General features: G+C 72.5%; 23 protein-coding genes. 15 read left to right on the plus strand and 8 right to left on the minus strand.

The genetic code is table 11. The features are described 5' to 3' along the window. Positions 1-67 precede the first annotated feature (67 nt). Positions 68-727: a TetR/AcrR family transcriptional regulator gene (locus tag ABJI51_RS01355; RefSeq protein WP_348947002.1), complete on the minus strand. Its 660-nt coding sequence runs from the start codon at positions 725-727 to the stop codon at positions 68-70. Between the two features lie 72 nt (positions 728-799). On the opposite strand from ABJI51_RS01355, the gene ABJI51_RS01360 reads away from it, so the two are divergent. Next, positions 800-1,732 (plus strand): D-2-hydroxyacid dehydrogenase family protein, encoded by a 933-nt coding sequence (locus ABJI51_RS01360; RefSeq protein ID WP_348947003.1) that lies wholly within the window; start codon positions 800-802, stop codon positions 1,730-1,732. A gap of 200 nt (positions 1,733-1,932) precedes the next feature. Here ABJI51_RS01360 and ABJI51_RS01365 read toward each other — a convergent pair whose 3' ends face one another. The 5 genes from ABJI51_RS01365 to ABJI51_RS01385 form a co-directional block, all read right to left on the minus strand. Next, on the minus strand, positions 1,933-3,411 hold the full coding sequence (locus ABJI51_RS01365; RefSeq protein ID WP_348947004.1) for an alpha/beta hydrolase: 1,479 nt from the start codon (positions 3,409-3,411) through the stop codon (positions 1,933-1,935). Continuing rightward, entirely contained in the window at positions 3,408-4,223 is an 816-nt protein-coding gene (locus ABJI51_RS01370) for a serine hydrolase domain-containing protein (protein ID WP_348947006.1), read from the minus strand. Before ABJI51_RS01370 ends, ABJI51_RS01365 begins: the two co-directional genes overlap by 4 nt. Before the next feature lie 75 nt (positions 4,224-4,298). Next, the gene (locus ABJI51_RS01375; RefSeq protein ID WP_348947008.1) at positions 4,299-4,565 is read right to left on the minus strand and encodes an HPr family phosphocarrier protein; all 267 of its coding nucleotides are present in this window, start codon (positions 4,563-4,565) and stop codon (positions 4,299-4,301) included. Between the two features lie 41 nt (positions 4,566-4,606). Beyond that, positions 4,607-5,842, minus strand: a complete 1,236-nt coding sequence (locus tag ABJI51_RS01380; RefSeq protein ID WP_348947009.1) for a PTS transporter subunit EIIC — start codon at positions 5,840-5,842, stop codon at positions 4,607-4,609. Further along, positions 5,839-6,627: a GntR family transcriptional regulator gene (locus ABJI51_RS01385; RefSeq protein ID WP_348947010.1), complete on the minus strand. Its 789-nt coding sequence runs from the start codon at positions 6,625-6,627 to the stop codon at positions 5,839-5,841. Before ABJI51_RS01385 ends, ABJI51_RS01380 begins: the two co-directional genes overlap by 4 nt. Before the next feature lie 165 nt (positions 6,628-6,792). Between ABJI51_RS01385 and ABJI51_RS01390 the strand changes: the two genes are divergently transcribed. Together ABJI51_RS01390 and ABJI51_RS01395 are read left to right on the plus strand one after the other, a co-directional pair. Beyond that, positions 6,793-7,110, plus strand: a complete 318-nt coding sequence (locus ABJI51_RS01390; protein ID WP_348947011.1) for a PTS sugar transporter subunit IIB — start codon at positions 6,793-6,795, stop codon at positions 7,108-7,110. Beyond that, positions 7,107-7,562 (plus strand): PTS sugar transporter subunit IIA, encoded by a 456-nt coding sequence (locus ABJI51_RS01395; protein WP_348947012.1) that lies wholly within the window; start codon positions 7,107-7,109, stop codon positions 7,560-7,562. Before ABJI51_RS01390 ends, ABJI51_RS01395 begins: the two co-directional genes overlap by 4 nt. Before the next feature lie 69 nt (positions 7,563-7,631). Here ABJI51_RS01395 and ABJI51_RS01400 read toward each other — a convergent pair whose 3' ends face one another. Further along, positions 7,632-8,069, minus strand: coding sequence for a QcrA and Rieske domain-containing protein (locus tag ABJI51_RS01400; RefSeq protein WP_348947013.1), 438 nt, complete (start codon positions 8,067-8,069; stop codon positions 7,632-7,634). Between the two features lie 152 nt (positions 8,070-8,221). Between ABJI51_RS01400 and ABJI51_RS01405 the strand changes: the two genes are divergently transcribed. The 9 genes from ABJI51_RS01405 to ABJI51_RS01445 all read left to right on the plus strand — a co-directional run bounded on the left by ABJI51_RS01405 (position 8,222) and on the right by ABJI51_RS01445 (position 16,228). After that, entirely contained in the window at positions 8,222-8,590 is a 369-nt protein-coding gene (locus ABJI51_RS01405) for a hypothetical protein (RefSeq protein ID WP_348947014.1), read from the plus strand. 9 nt (positions 8,591-8,599) lie between these two features. Then, the gene (locus tag ABJI51_RS01410; protein WP_348947015.1) at positions 8,600-9,112 is read left to right on the plus strand and encodes a sigma-70 family RNA polymerase sigma factor; all 513 of its coding nucleotides are present in this window, start codon (positions 8,600-8,602) and stop codon (positions 9,110-9,112) included. After that, positions 9,109-9,738, plus strand: coding sequence for an anti-sigma factor family protein (locus ABJI51_RS01415; RefSeq protein WP_348947016.1), 630 nt, complete (start codon positions 9,109-9,111; stop codon positions 9,736-9,738). The genes ABJI51_RS01410 and ABJI51_RS01415 overlap by 4 nt, the downstream gene beginning before the upstream one ends. Positions 9,739-10,369: 631 nt before the next feature. Next, positions 10,370-11,557 (plus strand): chorismate synthase, encoded by a 1,188-nt coding sequence (aroC, locus tag ABJI51_RS01420; protein WP_348947017.1) that lies wholly within the window; start codon positions 10,370-10,372, stop codon positions 11,555-11,557. After that, complete coding sequence (locus ABJI51_RS01425; RefSeq protein ID WP_348947018.1) at positions 11,554-12,075, plus strand: shikimate kinase; 522 nt, start codon at positions 11,554-11,556, stop codon at positions 12,073-12,075. The genes aroC and ABJI51_RS01425 overlap by 4 nt, the downstream gene beginning before the upstream one ends. 8 nt (positions 12,076-12,083) lie before the next feature. Next, entirely contained in the window at positions 12,084-13,208 is a 1,125-nt protein-coding gene (gene aroB, locus ABJI51_RS01430) for a 3-dehydroquinate synthase (protein ID WP_348947019.1), read from the plus strand. Then, positions 13,205-13,636: a type II 3-dehydroquinate dehydratase gene (aroQ, locus tag ABJI51_RS01435; protein ID WP_348947020.1), complete on the plus strand. Its 432-nt coding sequence runs from the start codon at positions 13,205-13,207 to the stop codon at positions 13,634-13,636. The genes aroB and aroQ overlap by 4 nt, the downstream gene beginning before the upstream one ends. Continuing rightward, positions 13,633-14,544: a GNAT family N-acetyltransferase gene (locus ABJI51_RS01440; protein WP_348947021.1), complete on the plus strand. Its 912-nt coding sequence runs from the start codon at positions 13,633-13,635 to the stop codon at positions 14,542-14,544. Before aroQ ends, ABJI51_RS01440 begins: the two co-directional genes overlap by 4 nt. Positions 14,545-14,764: 220 nt before the next feature. Continuing rightward, complete coding sequence (locus ABJI51_RS01445) at positions 14,765-16,228, plus strand: glycoside hydrolase family protein (RefSeq protein WP_431605566.1); 1,464 nt, start codon at positions 14,765-14,767, stop codon at positions 16,226-16,228. Between the two features lie 284 nt (positions 16,229-16,512). Here ABJI51_RS01445 and ABJI51_RS01450 read toward each other — a convergent pair whose 3' ends face one another. Continuing rightward, complete coding sequence (locus tag ABJI51_RS01450; protein ID WP_348947023.1) at positions 16,513-16,935, minus strand: B-4DMT family transporter; 423 nt, start codon at positions 16,933-16,935, stop codon at positions 16,513-16,515. A gap of 44 nt (positions 16,936-16,979) precedes the next feature. Between ABJI51_RS01450 and ABJI51_RS01455 the strand changes: the two genes are divergently transcribed. Genes ABJI51_RS01455 through nusB form a run of 3 tightly spaced genes read left to right on the plus strand, consistent with a single transcriptional unit; the run spans position 16,980 to position 19,130 of the window. After that, entirely contained in the window at positions 16,980-18,068 is a 1,089-nt protein-coding gene (locus ABJI51_RS01455) for a M24 family metallopeptidase (RefSeq protein WP_348947024.1), read from the plus strand. 43 nt (positions 18,069-18,111) lie between these two features. Beyond that, a complete protein-coding gene (efp, locus tag ABJI51_RS01460) occupies positions 18,112-18,675 on the plus strand; it encodes an elongation factor P (RefSeq protein WP_348947025.1) in 564 nt (187 codons plus the stop codon). After that, positions 18,675-19,130: a transcription antitermination factor NusB gene (nusB, locus tag ABJI51_RS01465; RefSeq protein ID WP_348947026.1), complete on the plus strand. Its 456-nt coding sequence runs from the start codon at positions 18,675-18,677 to the stop codon at positions 19,128-19,130. The genes efp and nusB overlap by 1 nt, the downstream gene beginning before the upstream one ends. The last annotated feature ends 46 nt before the right edge of the window (positions 19,131-19,176 follow it).

Below are 19,176 nucleotides of genomic sequence, written 5' to 3' on the forward strand. Positions count from 1 at the left end.
CGAGCCACCTCTCCGCAGGTGTACAGGCTGTGGAAAGGGTCGCGTGCCGAGCGCGGAGCGTTACGGATCAGTCCCGTTTGGCCAGGTCCTGGATCAGGTCGGCGATCTCCCGGCTGACGGGCCGGAACACCCGCAGCCGGGAGAGCGCGGCCAGCCTGGCCAGCAGGGGGACGCTGCGCTCGACCAGCATGCGGCTGCGTTTCGTGCCTGCCGAGCGGTCGTGGACCCAGAACAGCACCACGCCCATCTGGTAGAGCCACAGCAGCTGCGGCAGCTGGGCCCGCAGTTCCGGGTCGAGCTTGACGTCGGAGCCGTCGACGACCTCGCGCATGAGGCCGATCGAGGCCTCGCGGGCGGCCGAGGAGTCGTCGCTGAACGGGCTCAGCGGCGACTCCGGGTCGGCCGCGTTGACGAAGAACTGCGTGCCGAAGCGGTGGTAGGGCTCGGCGATGTCGAGCCAGCACAGCAGGACGGCCTTCAGCCGCGCCGCGAAGCCGGGCTCGCCCTCCAGCAGCGGGCGGGCCGCGGCCAGGTGCCGGCGGGCGATCTCGTCGTAGAAGCCCTGGACGAGCTGTTCCTTCGACGAGAAGTAGTAGTAGGCGTTCCCGACGGAGACCCCCGCTTCGGCCGCGATCGCGCGCATGGTCGTGCGGTCGTAGCCGTTCTCGGTGAACAGCCGCATCGCGGTCGCGACGATCAGGGACCGCGTTTCCTCGCTCTTGGCCACGGACTGCACGTTAGCCGGGGCGGGGCGCGGGTTCCGGCTGGGGCGGCCGCGCGCACCCACTACGGTGAGCACATGCGGATCGCCATTCTCGACGACTACCAGAACGTCGCCCTCACCTTCGGGGACTGGGACTCGCTCAAGGCCGACATAACGGTCTTCACCGAGCCCCTGGCCGACGTCGTCAAGCAGCTGCAGGGGTTCGAGTGCGTGGTCGCGATGCGCGAGCGCACGCGGTTCCCGGCCGAGGTGCTCGACCGGCTGCCCGACCTGAAGCTGCTGGTCAGCACCGGCAGGCGGAACGCGGCCATCGACGTGGCGGCCGCGCGGCGCAACGGCGTCGTCGTGTCCGCCACCGGCTACATCGGCGAGCCGACGACCGAGCACACCTGGGCGCTGATCCTCGCCGCGTCGCGGAACCTGCCGCAGGAGTTCGCGTCCATGCGCGACGGTGGCTGGCAGACGAGCGTCGGCACCATGCTGCACGGCAAGACGCTCGGCCTGCTCGGCCTCGGCAGGCTCGGTGCCGCCGCGGCGAAGGTCGGGCAGGTCTTCGGGATGGAGACGATCGCCTGGAGCCAGAACCTCACCCAGGAGAAGGCGGACCCGCACGGCGTCACCGCGGTGTCCAAGGAGGAGCTGTTCGCCCGCTCGGACGTGCTGTCGATCCACCTGGTGCTCAGCGAGCGCACCCGCGGCCTGGTCGGGGCGGCCGAGCTCGCGGCGATGAAGCCGGACGCGCTGCTGGTGAACACCTCCCGCGGCCCGATCGTCGACGAGGCCGCGCTGGTGGACGCGTTGCGGCGCAAGGAAATCCGCGCGGCGGCGCTGGACGTCTACGACACCGAGCCGTTTCCCGCCGACCATCCACTGAGGACACTCGACAACGCCGTGCTGACCCCGCACATCGGCTTCGTCACGCGGGACACCTACGAGATCTTCTACGGCGACGCGGTCGAGGACATCGCGGCGTTCCAGGCGGGGACGCCGATCCGCGTCATGGAATGAGGTGTGCGGCCCGCCGGGGCCCAATGGTCCCCGCACCGGCCCTGCGGCGGGCCTGCACACCTACCATGACACCACCGCGGAAAGGCGCCCGGCAGGGTCTTTGGACCCTGCCCGCGCGTCCGTTCGGCTGAACGGCCTGCCGCACCTGGTCGTGAGTGCGTAACAGCGTTCTAACACTGTTACGCACTCACGAGCACGGGTCAGGGAAAGGGCACCGCGTCCGGGGGACAGGTCGTGCCCGGCGCGGGGGCTGCCAGCTCCGTCAGGTAGCGCACCACCGCCGCCGACGCGCACGCGCTGGGCGCGTCCAGGGACGTGTGCCCGTAACCGTCCACGACGAGCACCCGGCCGTCGCCCAGTTCCGCAGCCGTCGCTTCCGCGTTGTGCAGTGGCGTCGCCGGGTCGAACCGGTTGTTCAGCACCAGGATCGGATTGCGGCGCGGCCGGTTCCACGGTCCGGTGTACCGGTCCTCGTCGCGGGCGGGCCAGCCGACGCACTGCGCCATCGAAAACACCGCACTCAGCCCGAAATACGGCTGCCGCGCGCTTTCCGGGCCCGCGAGCGCGGTGTAGTCCGCCGGAGACTGCGGATTGTCGCTGTCGACGCACTGGACGGCGAGGAAGCCGGGGGAGTGCGTCGGCACGTACGGGTCGAGCACCGGTGACGCGGCTCCCGCGTCGGACGGCAGCGCCGCCAGCGTCGAGGCGAGCCGCTTCCAGCGGCCCGACTGGTACAGCGCGCTGTCCACCGTCTTCATCAGCGAAGCCACGCCCGTGGTGCGGGACGCGTGCGCGAAGACCCCGGCGAACCGCTGTTTCGGATCGCCTGCCGAGAACGCGCACTTCGGCCCGGCCGCGGCGCAGGCGGCGAAGAACCGGTCCAGTTCCTTCTGCTGCGCCCCGGCGACGTCGGCCCGCACGTCCACCGGCTGCTTCTCCTGGCCGGGCTTGCCGGTGGCGTTGGCGACGAGGTCGAGCGTGCCGTCGAGGGTCATCGCGCGGACCTTGTCCGGAAACAGGTTCGCGTAGGTGCCGCCCAGGTACGTGCCGTAGGAGTAGCCGTAGAAGTTCAGCGCGGGATCGCCGACGGCCTGGCGCAGCAGCTCCAGATCCCGCGCGACGTTCGCCGTCGACAGGTGGCTGAGCAGGGCGCCGGAGGCGGCGCACGCCTTGCCGGTCGCGGCACTCGCGGCGAAGAACGCCTCCGGCTGCCGCAGCGGCGACCCGGCAGGCGGCAGGTGGTCCGCGCCGGGACAGCTGATCGGCGCCGAGCCGCCGATCCCGCGCGGGTCGAAGCTCACCAGGTCGAAGCGGGCCCGCAGCTCGGCGGGGTACCGCGCGGCGAAGCGCGTCAGCTCGCCGACGCCGTCCGCGCCCGGCCCGCCGAAGTTGAAGAACAGCGAGCCGAGCCGCCGTCCGGGATCGCTTGCGGGCAGCCGGATCACCGACAGCGAGATCGTGGCGCCCTTCGGCTGCCGGTAGCTCAGCGGCACGGCCGCGGCCGCGCACTGGAACGTCCCGTGACACGGCGTCCAGTGCAGCGACGGCACCGCGGCGCCGTTCGTGCCCAGCGCCGGGGGAGCTTCGGCGGACGGCGTCGGGGACGGCGGCGCGGGCTCGGCCGCCGGGGCGGTGCAGGCGGACAGCAGCAGGAGCGCGGCGAGGAGAACCCGCTTCACGCGCCCAGATCCGCCAGGACGGCGTCGGTGAAGCGCGGCCAGACCTCGGCGGCCCACGGGCCGAACGCGCGGTCGGTCAGCGCGACGCAGGCCGCGCCCGCGTCCGGGTCGACCCAGAGGAACGTGCCCGACTGGCCGAAGTGGCCGAACGTCCGCGGCGAGCTGTTCGCGCCGGTCCAGTGCGGGCTCTTGTGGTCGCGGATCTCGAAGCCGAGGCCCCAGTCGTTGGGCTTCTGGTGGCCGAACCCGGGCAGCACCCCGGACAGGCCGGGGAAGACGACGTTCGTCGCCTCGGCGACGGTGGCCGGGTCGAGCAGCTTGGGCGACTGCAGCTCGGCGGCGAAGGCCACCAGGTCGTCCACAGTGGACACCGCGCCGGAGGCGGGGGAGCCCTCCAGCGTGGTCGACGTCATGCCGAGCGGCCCGAACAGCGCTTCGGTCTGGTACTGCGCGAAGGGAATACCCGAGTGCTCGGCCAGCGCGTCGGCCAGCTGCTCGAAACCGGCGTTGGAGTACAGCCGCCGGGTGCCCGGCTCGGCCATCGCCTTGTGCGCGTCGAAGGCGAGCCCGGAGGTGTGGGCCAGCAGGTGCCGCACGGTCGAGCCCGCGGGCCCGGCCGGGGTGTCCAGCTCGACGACGCCCTCCTCGACCGCGATGAGCGCGGCGTAGGCGGTCAGCGGCTTCGTGACCGAGGCCAGCCGGAACTTCCGCGCGGTGTCGCCGTGGCGGCCCGGCACGGTCCCGTCGGCGGACACCACGGCCGTCGCGGCGTTGTCCACCGGCCACTCGTCGATCAGGCGCAGGCTCTCCATGCGCCCACCCTACGAAACGAAGGCCCCCGCACCGGTGCCGGGGACCGGTGCGGAGGCCTTCGCCGGGGTGTTCCGTCAGGCGTCGAGGTCGGTGGCGACGAGCTGGGCGACCGCTTCCACGGCCTCCTCGGCACCCTCGCCCTCGGCGCTGATGACGACCTCGTCGCCGTACGCGGCGGCGAGCGTCATCAGGTTGAGCACGCTGCCGGCGGCCACCGGGCTCCCGCCGGCCTTGGCGATCTGCACCGCGACGGGCTGCGCCGCGGCCGCCTTCGCCACCAGCGCGGCCGGCCGGGCGTGCAGCCCCACCTTGCTGGCCACGGTGACGCGTTTCTCCGGCATGTTCGTCCTCTCGCTACAAGGGGTGTACGTCGGTGGTGATGTTACTTCGCGGCGGTGCGGTCGAGGTCCGCTTCGATCGAGTCGTCCTCGCGGCCCGGGGTCTTCAGGTTGAACTTGGTGATCGCGAACCGGAAGACCACGTAGTAGATCCCCGCGTAGACCAGGCCGATCGGCACGAGCAGCCACGGCTTCTGCGCCGCCGGGGCGCCCAGGTTCAGCAGGAAGTCGATGCCACCCGCGGAGAAGTTGAAGCTCTGGTGGATGCCCAGCGCGTTGCAGATCGCCAGCGACGTGCCGGTCATGATCGCGTGGAACAGGTAGAGCGGCCACGCCACGAACATGAACGAGAACTCGATCGGCTCGGTGACGCCGGTGATGAACGAGGTCAGCGCCGCGGAGATCATCACACCGCCGACGACCTTCTTCTGCGCCGGGCGGGCCGTCTGCCAGATCGCCAGCGCCGCCGCGGGCAGCGCGAACATGAAGATCGGGAAGAAGCCCGTGGTGAACGCGCCCGCGCTGGTCTTGCCCGCGATGAAGTTGTTGATGTCACCGCCGTCGAAGATGAACCAGACCGGGACGTTCAGCAGCTGGTGCAGACCGACCGGGATGAGCAGCCGGTTCAGCGCGCCGTAGATGCCGCCACCCGCGACCGGGGACGCGGTGACGGCGTCGCCGACGGCCTCGATGCCGTTGTTGACCCAGTGGAACACCAGCCCGAAGATCACCCCGAGGATCAGCAGCGTGAAGGCGGTGATGATCGGGACGAACCGGCGGCCGCCGAAGAACGCCAGGTAGGCGGGCAGCTTGATCCGGTGGTAGCGCTGCCACAGCAGCGCCGACACGATGCCGACCACGACACCCGCGAGCACCGAGTACGGCCAGTTGATCGGCTGGAGCTCGGTCACCCCCGGCTTGTACTTCGGCACGTCGGTCAGCGGCGCGAACACCTGGATGACGCTGGTGAAGACGAAGAAGCCGACGACCGCGGCCACGGCGGTCGAGCCGTCGCCCTTGCGGGCGAAGCCGACCGCGATGCCGACCGCGAACAGCAGCGGCAGCCAGTTGAACAGCGTGCCGCCGGCGGCGCCGAGGACGCTGGCGACCTTGTTCCAGCCGAGGCCCTTCGCTCCGAGCATGTCGTCCTGGCCGAACCGGACCAGGATGCCCGCCGCCGGGAGCACGGCGATGGGGAGCATGAGGCTACGGCCGAAGCGCTGAAGACCGGCGAGGCCGCCGCCGCTCTTCTTCGCCCCCTCCGCGGTGGTGGAGCTCATCTGGATCCTCCATAGTGGGGTGGTTGACCGGGTTCCGGGGTGTTCCGGTCCAACTGCATGGTCACCTGGTAGTGATCTCCCCGGTACCAGGACGTGATGTCTTCGATGGGGTCGCCGTTCGCGCTGGAGACCCGCCGGAACACGAGCAGCGGGCTGCCGGGGCGCATGCCCAGCAGCCGGGCCGTCTCGCGGTCCGCGCCTTCGGCCCAGACCGTCTGCCACGCCCGGTCGGGACGCACACCGTACGTCTCGGCCAGCTGCGCGTAAACGGACTGGGTCAGGTCGAGCCCGAGCAGGCCGGGTGCCCGGCCCGCGTGGTACCAGCCGCGCTCGACGGCCAGTGGCACGCCGTCGGCGTGGCGCAGCCGCACCAGGTGGTGGGCGGGGGTGCCCTCGGCCAGGCCGAGTGCGTGCGCGGTGGCGGCGGGCGGCACCTCGGTGGCCGCCGAGACCACCTCGGTCGTCGGGGTCAGCCCGCGCCGTCGCATGTCGTCGGTGAACGACATCAGGTAGAGCTGCAGCTCCATCCGCCGGGCGGCGGTGAACGTGCCCTTGCCGCGGACCCTGGCGAGCAGGCCCTCCTCGACCAGCTTGCCGATCGCCGACCGGACCGTGAGCCGCGACACGCCGTAGCGCTGCGCCAGCTCGCGTTCCGACGGGATCGGCGCGCCCGGCGGCAGCTCGCGCTCCACCGTGCGGCGGAGGATTTCCCGCAGCTGGGCGTGCTTGGGCGTGGGCCCGTTGACGACCCGGTCGGGTGGCGGGACGTGCGCGGCCGCGCTCATCGGCGTCACCCTCCTCGTTCTCCTCGCACCGGGGGACCGGTGCTCGCGTCCGGCACGGAACATTGGTACGTTCCGGTCTAGACCAATGATCCGATGGGGCAGGATGCTCCGCCGTGCGGACGGGTGTCAACCACCGTTATCCGTTCGTGGCCCGCGGTGGGGTGCATGCCGACGAACGGCGTAGTACAGGTGGACACGCGGTTCGCGTCAGGTTGGGAACAAACAGTGAGCAAGGAGACCGCGATGGCGGATGACAGGCCCGAAAAGATCCTCGCGGCGCTCGGCGGCGCGGACAATCTCACCGAGGTCGAGGGCTGCATCACGCGGCTGCGCTGCGAGGTCGAGGACATGAGCCTCGTCGACGAGGCGGCGCTGAAGAAGGCAGGCGCGATGGGCGTGGTGAAGATGGGGTCGACGGCCCTGCAGGTGATCGTCGGGCCGGAGGCGGACACGATCGCCAGCGACATCGAGGACCTCCTGTGAGCCTGGAGATCCTCAGCCCGGTCGCCGGGCACGTGGTGCCGATCACCGAGGTCCCGGACCCGGTGTTCGCGCAGGCCATGGTCGGCCCCGGCATCGCGGTCCAGCCCTCGGGCGGGCGCTCGGACGCCGTCGCGCCGGTCGACGGGACGGTCGCGACGCTGCACCCGCACGCCTACGTCGTCGCCACCGAGGACGGCAAGGCCGTGCTGGTCCACCTGGGCATCGACACGGTCAAGGAGAAGGGCGAGGGCTTCACGCTGCACGTCGTCAAGGGCGAGCAGGTGCGGGCAGGCCAGCCGGTCGTCAGCTGGGACCCGGAAGCGGTGACCGCGGCGGGCTACTCCGCGATCGTCCCGGTGGTCGCGCTCGACGCGTCCGCGGACGTCCTGTCCGGTTTGGACACCGGACGCGACGTCGCCGCCGGCGACCGCCTGTTCGGCTGGGACGCCTGAGTACCGGCGCGCGAAGGGCCCTTGTGGACGGTGACCGTCCACAAGGGCCCTTCGGCGTCCACCGGTTCGTCAGCCGGTGACGACCTTCCCGTTCTCCACCTTGACCGGCACCGACGGCAGCGGCTTGCTCGCCGGGCCCTGCTTGACCTCGCCGGTGAGCGCGTTGAACACCGAGCCGTGGCACGGGCAGACCAGGTCGGCGCCCTTCGGGGCGACCGTGCAGCCCTGGTGGGTGCAGATCGCGCTGAACGCCGCGGCGGCCGACTCCGACGGCCGGGACACGATCACGTCGGTGCCGTCCGGGGCCTTCGCCGCCTTGGCCTGCCCGACCGGGACGTCGGCGAGCGCCACCAGCGGCGTCCCGGCGGCGATCGGGGCCTGCGCGGTACCCGGCTTGGGGCTGTCCCCCGACGAGCACGCGGAGAGCGCGACGGCGCCGACGGCGGCACCGGCGACGGCGGCACCCGTGGTCAGGACGGTGCGGCGGGAGTGCAGTTCGGCTGTCATGCCCTACCTTACGAAGCAGCACCCCGATGGGTTCAATCCGCGATCGGCCAGGCCTGCCCCCACGTCGGCGTGAACCTCGGGCACACGGTGAACCGGATCGGCCCCGGTTCCGTGTATTAGCCGGAGTGGGTGTGAAGGTGGAGGAAACGATCATGGTGAATTGGGTTCTGCGCATCGTCGTGGCGGCCGCGCTGCTGGGCTCGGCGGGCGTGCACTTCTTCCTGTGGACTCAGGGCTATCCGGGCATCACCGGCCCGCTGTTCCTGCTGGACGCGATTGCCGGGTTCGTCCTCGCGATCGCCGTCCTGGCCTGGCGGCACTGGCTGCCCGCGCTGGGTGCCGTCGGGTTCGGGGCGCTGACGCTGGGCGCGTACGTCCTCGCCGCGACGGTCGGGTTCATGGGCAACCACGACCAGTTCAACAGCCAGCCGGAGTACTGGGGCGTCATCACCGAGGCGGTCTGCATCGTGGGTGGCCTTGCCCTGATGTTCGTCAAGGACCGCCGCCGCACGACGGTCTAGGACCCGCCGGTGAAGGACGCCGCCGAAGAGGCGCTGATGCGCGCGCTGCACGAGGAGCACGCGGCCGCGCTGTGGTCCTACGCCCTGCACCTGACCTCCGGCGACCGCGTCCGGGCCGAGGACGTCGTCCAGGAGACGCTGCTGCGGGCCTGGCGGTCGACGACGGTGCTGGACCAGTCGCAGGGCTCGGCGCGGGCGTGGCTGTTCACGGTCGCGCGGCGGATCGCCATCGACGGCTGGCGCTCGGCGTCGGCCCGGTCGGAGGTGACCACGGACCGGCCGCCGGACCGCCCGGTCGCCGACGGCACCGATCGCGCGGTGCAGGGCTGGCTGGTCGCCGAGGCGCTCGGCGAGCTGTCGGAGCGGCACCGGGAGGTCCTGGTGCTGTGCTACTTCCAGGGCTACTCCGTCGCCGACGCGGCGACCAAGCTCGGAGTGGCCGAAGGGACGGTGAAGTCGCGGACGCACTACGCGTTGCGCGCGCTTCGCCTGGCGTTGGAGGAAAGGGGGGTGACCCAGTGAGCGAAGACCCGTTCGCGACGTTCGACGCGGCGTACGTGCTCGGGGCGCTCGCCCCCGAGGACCGGCAGCGGTTCGAGCAGCACCTGCGCACGTGCGACCGCTGCGCGGCCTCGGTCCGCGAGCTGGCCGGCCTGCCGGGCCTGCTGGCCCGCGTCGACGCGCCCGCGGCGGTCCCGGACGCCGGCCCGCCCCCGCCGGACCTGCTCCCGGCGGTGCTCCGCCGCGTCCGGCGCGGCCGCCGCCTCCGCTGGGCACTGACCACGGTGTCGGCCGCGGCGGCGGTGGCACTGGGCGTGGTGGTGGCGTGGCCCGCGCCGTCGCCCCCGCCGGCGGTCCCGCTGACGGCACTGGGCGCGTTCCCGGTCCGCGCGGACGCCCGCCTGGCGGCGTTCGACTGGGGCACCCAGGTGGACATGTCGTGCAGCTACACGGGCGGCCGCAGCGGCGGCGAGTACGTCCTGGTGGCGATCTCCCGCTCGGGCACGCAGACCCAGCTGGCGACCTGGAAGGCCATCCCGGACAACACGGCCCGCCTCTCGATCGGCACGGCATTGCGCCAGTCGGACCTGGCGGCCTTGGAAATCCGCCTCGGCGACGGCCTCCCCCTCCTCCGCCTCACCCTGTGAGGGGGTAGGTGGCTGATCCGGGCCGCAGGGGGCCCCGGATCAGCCACCCCAGCCTCCGATGCCCGCCCAATCACGCGTGATGCCCGCTCAATCACGCGAGATGCCCGCCCAGTCACGCGAGTCGACCCTTCAATCACGCGAGTCGACCCTCCAATCACGCGAGTCGACCCTTCAATCACCCGTGTCGACCCTTCCGGACCGCCGACCCGACCCGCCAGGCACGCAAGCCGACACCCGCAAACCCCGCCGAACCGTCGCCCACAGGAGTGAAATCCACCCCGGAGCGCAGCGAACGGTCCTTTCGTAACGCCCGGCATTTGCCCTGGTCAACCCCGCCGCAGCAGGCTGGGGCCATGACCTTCCCGATCCTCGTCACCGCCACGGCGGTGCGCACGCTCTGGTTCACCGGCTCGCGCCGGACAAGTCCCGGCGCGGACGACCTGAAACTCGGCGCGCTCCTGGGCGCCGCCGTCGTGGTGGCCGCGCTGTTCAGCTCGGCCGTCGCCGTCGCGCGGAAGAACTCGCTGGTCCGGGGCTGCTCGCTGCCGCCTGGACAGCTGCCGTCTTCCCCGGTGCGCCATGACCGGAGGCACGTCCCGGCCCGCCATCCGCCCGTGACAGGATTGAGCCCATGTTGCGCTGGATCACCGCAGGTGAATCGCACGGACCCGCGCTGGCCGCCGTGCTCGAAGGCATGCCCGCGGGCGTTGCCGTCACCACCGCCGACGTCACCGAACAGCTGGCCCGGCGCCGACTCGGCTTCGGCCGCAGCCCGCGGATGGGCTTCGAGACCGACCACATCGAGTTCCTCGGCGGCGTCCGCCACGGCCTCACCCAGGGCGGCCCGATCGCGGTGCAGATCGAGAACGCCGAGTGGCCCAAGTGGGAGCAGGTCATGGCGGCCGACCCGGTCGACCCGCAGGTCCTCGAGGGCCTCGCGCGCAACGAACCGCTCACCCGGCCCCGCCCTGGCCACGCCGACCTGCCGGGCATGCAGAAGTACGGCTTCGAGGAGGCGCGCCCGGTGCTGGAGCGGGCGAGTGCCCGCGAGACGGCGTCGCGGACCGCGCTCGGCACCGTCGCCCGCAACTTCCTCAAGCAGCTGCTCGGCGTCGAGATCCTCAGCCACGTCGTCTCGATCGGCGGCGCGGAGGCGCCCGAAGGCCCCCTGCCGGTCGCCGCCGACCTGCCCGCCATCGACGAGAGCCCGGTGCGCGCCTTCAGCAAGGAGGGCACCGACGCGATGGTCGCCGAGGTCGACGCCGTGCGGAAGGCGGGTGACACCGTCGGCGGCGTGATCGAGGTCCTCGCCTACGGCCTCCCGCCGGGCCTCGGCTCCCACGTGCACTGGGACCGCCGGCTCGACGCGCGGCTGGCCGGCGCGCTGATGGGCGTCCAGGCGATGAAGGGCGTCGAGGTCGGCGACGGCTTCACCACCGCACGCCGCTGGGGCAGCCAGGCCCACGACGAGATCGACCGCGGCTCCGGCCCGGTCGGCGTCACCCGCCGGTCCAACCGCGCGGGCGGCCTCGAAGGCGGCATCACCAATGGCGAGCCGCTGCGCGTGCGGGTGGCGATGAAGCCGATCTCGACCGTCCCCAAAGCACTGTCCACAGTGGACGTCAAGACCGGGGAGCCCGCGGTCGCCATCCACCAGCGGTCCGACGTCTGCGCCGTGCCCCGCGCCGGGGTCGTGCTGGAGTCGGTGGTGGCGCTCGTCCTCGCCGACGCCGCGCTGGAGAAGTTCGGCGGCGACTCGCTCGCCGAGAGCAAGCGCAACGCCGACGCCTACCTCAAGGCCCTCGAGGAGCGGTGGTGAGTCCCCGTGCGGTGATCGTCGGGCCGCCCGGCTCGGGCAAGACCACGATCGGGCGGCTGCTGGCGAAGACGCTCGGCGTCGGGTTCCGCGACAGCGACGACGACATCGTCGCGCGGGCCGGGCGCAGCATCGCCGACATCTTCGCCGAAGACGGGGAACCCGCTTTCCGTGCGCTGGAAGAAGAAACGGTCGCCACCGCGCTGGCGGAGCACGACGGCGTGCTCTCCCTCGGCGGCGGCGCGCCGCTCGCCAAGGGCACGCGGGCGCGGCTGGCCGGACACACCGTCGTGTTCCTCAACGTCGGCCTCGCCGCGGGGGTGCAGCGCACCGGCCTGTCCTCCGCGCGGCCGCTGCTGGCCGGGGTGAACCCCCGGGCCACCTTCAAGAAACTGCTCGACGAACGGCTGCCCGTCTATCGCGAGGTCGCCACCGTCGAGGTCGTCACCGACGAGCGGACCCCGGCCGAGATCGTCGCGGACCTCGCCGCGCGGCTCGCCCCCGCCGAAGCCAAGGAGTGAACGTCCCCGTGTCCGTTCCGGTGCAGTCCGACCCGGTCCGCATCCCGGTCGCCACCGCCCATCCCTACGACGTCGTGGTGGGGCGTGGCCTGCTCGGCGACCTCACCGCGCAGCTGGCCGGCGCCTCGAAGATCGCGCTGATCCACCCGCCGACGCTGACCACCACGGCCGAGGCCCTCCGCGACGAGCTGAACGCCGCGGGCCTCGACGCGCACCGCGTCGAAATCCCCGACGCCGAGGACGGCAAGGCGCTGACCGTCGCGAGCTTCTGCTGGGAGGTGCTCGGCCGGATCGGGCTGGACCGCCGCGGTGTTGTGGTCGGGCTCGGCGGCGGCGCCGTCACCGACCTCGCCGGGTTCGTCGCGGGCACCTGGATGCGCGGGGTCCGGCTGGTCAACGTGCCGACCACGCTGCTGGGCATGGTCGACGCCGCGGTCGGCGGCAAGACCGGCATCAACACCGAGGCGGGCAAGAACCTGGTCGGGGTGTTCCACGAGCCGGACGCGGTGTTCGCCGACCTCGCAACGCTGGAGACGCTCCCGCCGAACGAGCTCGTCGCCGGGATGGCCGAGGTCGTGAAGACGGGCTTCATCGCCGACCCGCGGATTCTCGAGCTGATCGAGGCCGACCCGGCCGCCGCCGTCGACGCGACCGGGGACGTGCTGGCCGAACTGGTCCGCCGGTCCATCCGGGTCAAGGCCGACGTCGTGGCCGCCGACCTGCGCGAGTCCGACCTGCGGGAGATCCTCAACTACGGCCACACCCTCGGCCACGCCATCGAGCGCCGCGAGCGGTACCGGTGGCGGCACGGCGCCGCGGTCAGCGTCGGCCTGGTGTTCGCCGCCGAGCTGGCCCGGCTGGCCGGACGGCTCGACGACGCCACCGCCGAACGGCACCGGGCCGTGCTGCAGCTGCTCGGCCTGCCCACGACGTACGACGCCGACGCGCTGCCGCAGCTGCTGGAAACCATGCACGGCGACAAGAAGACCCGCTCCGGCGTGCTGCGGTTCGTCGTCCTCGACGGGCTCGCCAAGCCCGGCAGGCTCGAAGGGCCGGACCCGGCGCTGCTCGCGGCCGCGTACTCGGCGATCGCGGCCGACGCCCCCGCGAGCGGCGGGAGCGTGCTGCTGTGAAGGCGTTCGTGTTCAACGGCCCCAACCTCGGCCGCCTCGGCAAGCGCGAGCCCTCGGTGTACGGCTCGACCACGCACGACGACCTTGCGGCGCTGTGCGTCAAGACCGGCGCCGAGCTGGGGATCGAGGTCGAGGTCCGGCAAACCGACCATGAAGGCGAGCTGGTCGGCTGGCTGCACGAGGCCGCCGATGGCGGGAACCCGGTGGTGCTCAACGCCGGCGCGTGGACGCACTATTCGATCGCGGTGCGCGACGCCGCCGCGCAGCTGACGGCGCCGCTGATCGAGCTGCACATCTCGAACGTGCACAAGCGGGAGGCGTTCCGGCACCACAGCGTGCTGTCGGACGTCGCGACCGCGGTGATCGCCGGCCTCGGCGTCGACGGCTACCCGCTCGCCCTGCGCTGGCTGGCCGCGCACCCGGGATGACCCTGCCCGCGCTGACCACGGCGCGGCTCCGGCTGCGGCAGCTCGCCGAGGCCGACCGCGACGCCGTGGTGAAGGTGTTCTCCGACCCGGAGATGAGCCGGTTCTTCGCGGCGGACTTCTCCGACCCGGCGGCGGCGAGCGCGATGGTGGACCGGCGGCTGGAGTATCGCGGACCGGCGGGTCAGGGCCACTGGGTGATCGAGCGGGACGGCGACGTGATCGGCGTCGCGCACCTGCGCCCGTCCTGGGAGCTGCCCGGCGGAGTGGCCGAGCTGGGTTACTACGTGGCGACCCCGCACGCCGGCCAGGGCCTGGCGACCGAGGCGGCCCAGGCGGTGCTGGACCACGGGTTCGGCGCGCTCGGGCTCCCGGCGATCTGGGCGCTGGTCCACGAGCGGAACGCGGCGAGCCGGAAAGTGGCCGCCCACCTGGGTTTCCTGGACGTGGGCAGCGGCGTCCACTACGGCGACCTGCATCGCGTGCTGGTGGCGCAGGCGCCGGTGCACGGGCGGCCGCACCACATCGAGCTGTGGGTGCCGGACCTCGCTGAGGCCGAGCGGAGCTGGGGCTGGCTGCTCGGCGAACTCGGCTGGCGGGAGTTCCAGCGCTGGCCCGCGGGAGTCAGCTGGCGCCGCGGCGGAACGTACGTGGTCGTGGAGGAGTCACCGGCCCTGAGCGCGCGGGAGCACGAGCGCACACGCCCGGGCCTGAACCACCTGGCGCTGCAGGTGGCCACCCGCGCGGAGGTCGACGACCTGGCCGCGCGGGCCGGAGAGCACGGCTGGCGGCCGCTGTTCGCGGACCGCTACCCGCACGCGGGCGGCGACGCGCACTACGCGGCCTACCTGGAGAACGAGGCGGGCTTCGAGGTCGAGCTGGTGGCGGCGGAAGGCCCGGCCGGGAGGTGACGCGCGGCTTGTCGTGAGTGAGAAACAGGGTTAGAACACTGTTTCTCACTCACGACCAGCCGCGGCAGACCGCCCAGCCCGCGCTTCACAGGGCGCGGTCGGGTGTCACTCGACCGGCGCTCCGCCACTCGGACGAGTCCGGGCCTCGCTACACTCCGATGCCGTGCGCCCGTTTCGTCGTGGGGGTCGGCGACCCGCTCGTGCCTTCTTCGCCAGTGTCCTGGTGGGGCTCCTCGCTGCGGCGTGCACCCAGGGTTACGCCCAGCCCCAGGCGGCGGGTACCGATCCGGCCATTGCGGGCGGGCAGACCACCGTTCCGCGGCCGGTGAACGTCAAGCTCGGTTCGGGTGACCCCCGGCAGAGTGGTGGTGTGATCGCCGCCGGTGGGGCGGATGCCGTCTACAACTACGGTCCGTCCGTCATGCTCGACCACGGGCAGACCCGGATGTGGTGGTGCAGCCAGTACGGCGGCGCCGGCCCGGCCGGGGACGACATCCTCTACGCCCAGGCGCAGTCCCTCGACGGGCCCTTCACCGGGCCGGGCGGCGGGATTCCCGCGGCCGTCTTCTCCGGCGCGCCCGGGAACTTCGACGGCATGCACACCTGCGATCCGTCCGTGCTGCGCGTCGGCTCGACCTACTACCTCTACTACACCGGGGCGGCCGGGGACCACGCGCTCGGCAACGCCATCGGGCTCGCCACCAGCCCGGACGGCGTGCACTGGACGCGCGCGGCAGGCGGGCGGCCGATCCTCGGGCCGTCGCACGACGTGCACCGCGCGAACGTCTACGGGGCGGGCCAGCCCTCCGTCGTCTACCTCGACGGCTGGTTCTACCTGATGTTCACCGACACCACCGGCCGCGCCGCGGGGTGGAACGGCGCCGGGCAGTTCGTGCTGCGCTCGCCCGATCCGGCGTTCGGGTCGGCGGTGCAGGCGCTGGACGTCGGCGGGTTCGTGCCGGTGGCCTCGACGTCGGCGCCGCGGGCGCGGTCGATCGTCGACGGCTTCAGCGCGGACCTGATGTGGGTGGGCGCGCTCGGCGCGTTCGTCGTCGCGCACGAAACCGACACCGGGACGACGCTCACCTTCTGGACCGCGGACTTCACCGAGAACCCCTACCAGCCGGTCGTGATCCCCGGGCCGTGGAAGGAAGGGCCGGGGCTGGTCCGCCGCGCGGACGGGCACGCGCCGCTGTCGTCGGCCGACCCGTGCGACCGGGTGCCGTTCGACGTCGTGCGCGCGACGGTGATCGGCGGGGCGGGCGCCCCGACGGACCTGCGGCACTTCGGGCTCGACCTGCTCGGCAGCCAGGCCTGCGCGAACCCCGGCCGGGTGGCCGCGACGTTCGACGGGGTCACCATGCCGTCGCCGGAGCGGACGATGGACCTGGTCCGGGCCGGGCAGCGGGTGCGCGTCGACCGCCGGACGGTCGCGACGGCGCTGGCGGGCGAGGTGCTCGACAAGGCACCGCCCGCGATCGCGGCCCTGCCCCTGGCGGCGCGGCTGCGGTCGGGCGCGGAGGCGGTGCAGGCCCCGGGCCGCTGGTTCGGCCTGCTGCTCGACGACCGCCGCCTGTGGCGCCTGCCCGAAGGCGGCATCGTGGGCGCGAACGGCTCATCGGCGCGCCCGGTGACGGCGGCCCAGTGGGACGCCTATCCGCAGGGTCCCTCGCTGGTGGGCTGAGCGGCAGCTACCCCCGCGACTCCTCGCGGTCCGCGCTCGACGAGCGCCCGATCCGGCCGCCGACGAACAGCCCCAGCCCGGCCGGGACGGCTGCGGCGCCGTGGCCGCCTGGCCGCGGGGGAGAAATGGGAACGCGCTCGGGCTTCCTGGAGCACCCGGGTGCTGTCGGCGCGGGGCCGCAGCAGTGCCCGGTGCACGCCGCCGTGCGGCAGTGCCTGGCTCGCGCGGCCCGCGGCAGCGCCCGGCTCACGCCGCCCCGCAGCGGCACCCCCCCCGGGGCATCGCTACCTCCGCGACTCCTCGCGGTCCGCGCTCGACGAGCGCCCGATCCGGCCGCCGACGAACAGCCCCAGCCCGGCCGGGACCAGCACCAACAGGGCCGAGAACGCCGCCCCGCCCGTCAACGCTCCACCCAGTTCCGACACGCCCGTCTGGTCGACGAACACCGCCCGGCCGATCACGTACAGGATCCCCGCCACCGGGCCCGCCACCAGTGCCGCGATGAACCACACGCGGCCGCGGTCGGGGAGGCCGCGCCAGGCGTCCAGGGCGCTCCACAGGGCCGCCGCTCCCACCAGGACCGCCAGGGCCAGCGATACCACCAGCGTCTGGTCGGTCGGGTGGTAGACGGCGTACTTGGCCAGCAGGGTGATGGCCGCGCCGTGTAGCACCGCCATGCCCAGTCCGCGAATCACCCAGGCGCTCATCCTGCGGAGTGTAGGCCGCCTGCCCGAAGAACTAGGGTGGACGGGTGCCTGAAACCCATGGACGCCGTCGTGCCGCTCTGCGCGGGCTGCTGACCGCAGCCGGTGTGGACGCGCTGCTGGTCACCGATCTGCTCAACATCCGCTACCTCACCGGGTTCACCGGCTCGAACGCCGCGGTCCTGCTGCACGCCGGCGGGGACGAGAAGACCCTCTTCTGCACCGACGGGCGCTACACCACCCAGTCGGCCGCCGAGGTGCCCGACCTGGACAAGGTCGTCGACCGCGCCAGCGCCGCCGCCCTGGTCGCGAAGGCCGCGAAGGACCCCAAGACCTACGGGCGGGTCGGGTTCGAAAGCCAGCACGTCAGCGTCGAGGAGTACGAAACCTTCAGCGAGCAGCTGGCGCTGACCCGGACGCCGGGCCTGGTCGAGCAGCTGCGCGTCGTGAAGGACGAAGCCGAGGTCGAGGCGCTGCGCCAGGCGTGCGCGGCTGCCGACCGGGCGCTGGACGACCTGCTCGCCGCCGGTGGGCTGCGGCCCGGGCGGACCGAGCTGGAAGTCGCCCGCGACCTGGAGAACCGGATGCTGGAGCACGGCTCCTCCGGGCCCAGTTTCGCGTCCATCATCGCCGCCGGCGCGCACTCGGCCATCCCGCACCACCGGCCCTCGCACGCCGAGCTGAAGCGCGGCGACTTCGTGAAGCTGGACTTCGGCGCGACCGTCGACGGCTACCACTCCGACATGACGCGCACCTTCGTCCTCGGCGAGCCCGCCGACTGGCAGCGCGAGGTGTACGACCTCGTCCACGCCGCACAGGCCGCGGGTGTGCGGGCCGTCGCGCCGGGCGCCGAGGTGTCCGAAGTGGACGCCGCCGCACGGAAGGTGATCACCGGCGCCGGGCACGGCGAGCACTTCGCGCACGGTCTCGGGCACGGCGTCGGCCTGCAGATCCACGAGGCACCGAGCCTGGCCGCGACGGGCGTCGGTACACTGTCCGCCGGTATGGCGGTCACCGTCGAGCCCGGCGTCTACCTCGCGGGGCGCGGTGGCGTGCGCATCGAGGACACGCTCGTCGTGCGGGCGGGGGAGCCCGAACTCCTCACCCTGAGCACCAAGAACCTCGTGGTCGTCTGACGACGGCCGCGGAACCGAAGTCGACACAGGAGACAGCAAGCTCGTGGCCACGACCAACGACCTGAAGAACGGTCTCGTCCTCAACCTGGACGGCCAGCTGTGGACCGTCACCGCGTTCCAGCACGTCAAGCCGGGCAAGGGCGGCGCCTTCGTGCGCACGACGCTCAAGCACGTGCTCACCGGCAAGGTGGTCGACAAGACGTTCAACGCGGGCACGAAGGTCGAGACGGCCACGGTGGACCGCCGGAACATGACCTACCTCTACAAGGAGGGCCAGGACTTCGTGTTCATGGACGGCGACACCTACGACCAGATCACGGTCACGGCCGAGGTCGTCGGCGACAACGCCAACTACATGCTCGAGAACACCGAGGTCCAGGTCGCGGTGCACGACAACGAGCCGCTGTACGTCGAGCTGCCGACGTCGGTCGAGCTGGTCATCCAGCACACCGACCCGGGCCTGCAGGGCGACCGCTCCACCGGCGGCACCAAGCCGGCGACGCTGGAGACCGGCGCGGAGATCCAGGTCCCGCTGTTCCTGTCCACCGGCGAGAAGATCAAGGTCGACACCCGCGACGGCCGCTACCTGGGCCGCGTTTCCAGCTGATGCCGACGTCGAAACCCCACCCGAACCGCGGCGGCGCGATCAGCCGCAGGCAGGCGCGCCGTCGCGCGGTGGAAATGCTGTACGAGGCCGCGCAGCGGGACACCGACGCGGTGACGCTGCTGGCCGACCGGGTCGGCGCGACCGACGTCGACCCGATCGCGGACTACACGATCAGCCTGGTCGAGGGCGTGACCGGCCGGAAGGCGCAGATCGACGAGCTGCTGGCCGAGCACGCGCAGGGCTGGACACTGGACCGGATGCCGAAGGTCGACCTCGCGGTGCTGCGGGTCGGGGTCTACGAGCTGCTCTGGGCCGAGGACGTGCCGGACCCGGTCGCGATCGACGAGGCCGTCGGCCTGGCGAAGGAACTGTCCACGGACGACTCGCCGCGGTTCGTCAACGGCGTACTGGGCCGGATCGGCACGATCGCCGACCGTCTCCGCGCGGTTCTCTAGCTGCTGCGAGCCCCCCGACGAGTCAGTGAGCGTCTCCGGTGCCCCA

It is taken from the genome of Amycolatopsis melonis, from assembly GCF_040064235.1.
Classification (GTDB): domain Bacteria; phylum Actinomycetota; class Actinomycetes; order Mycobacteriales; family Pseudonocardiaceae; genus Amycolatopsis; species Amycolatopsis melonis.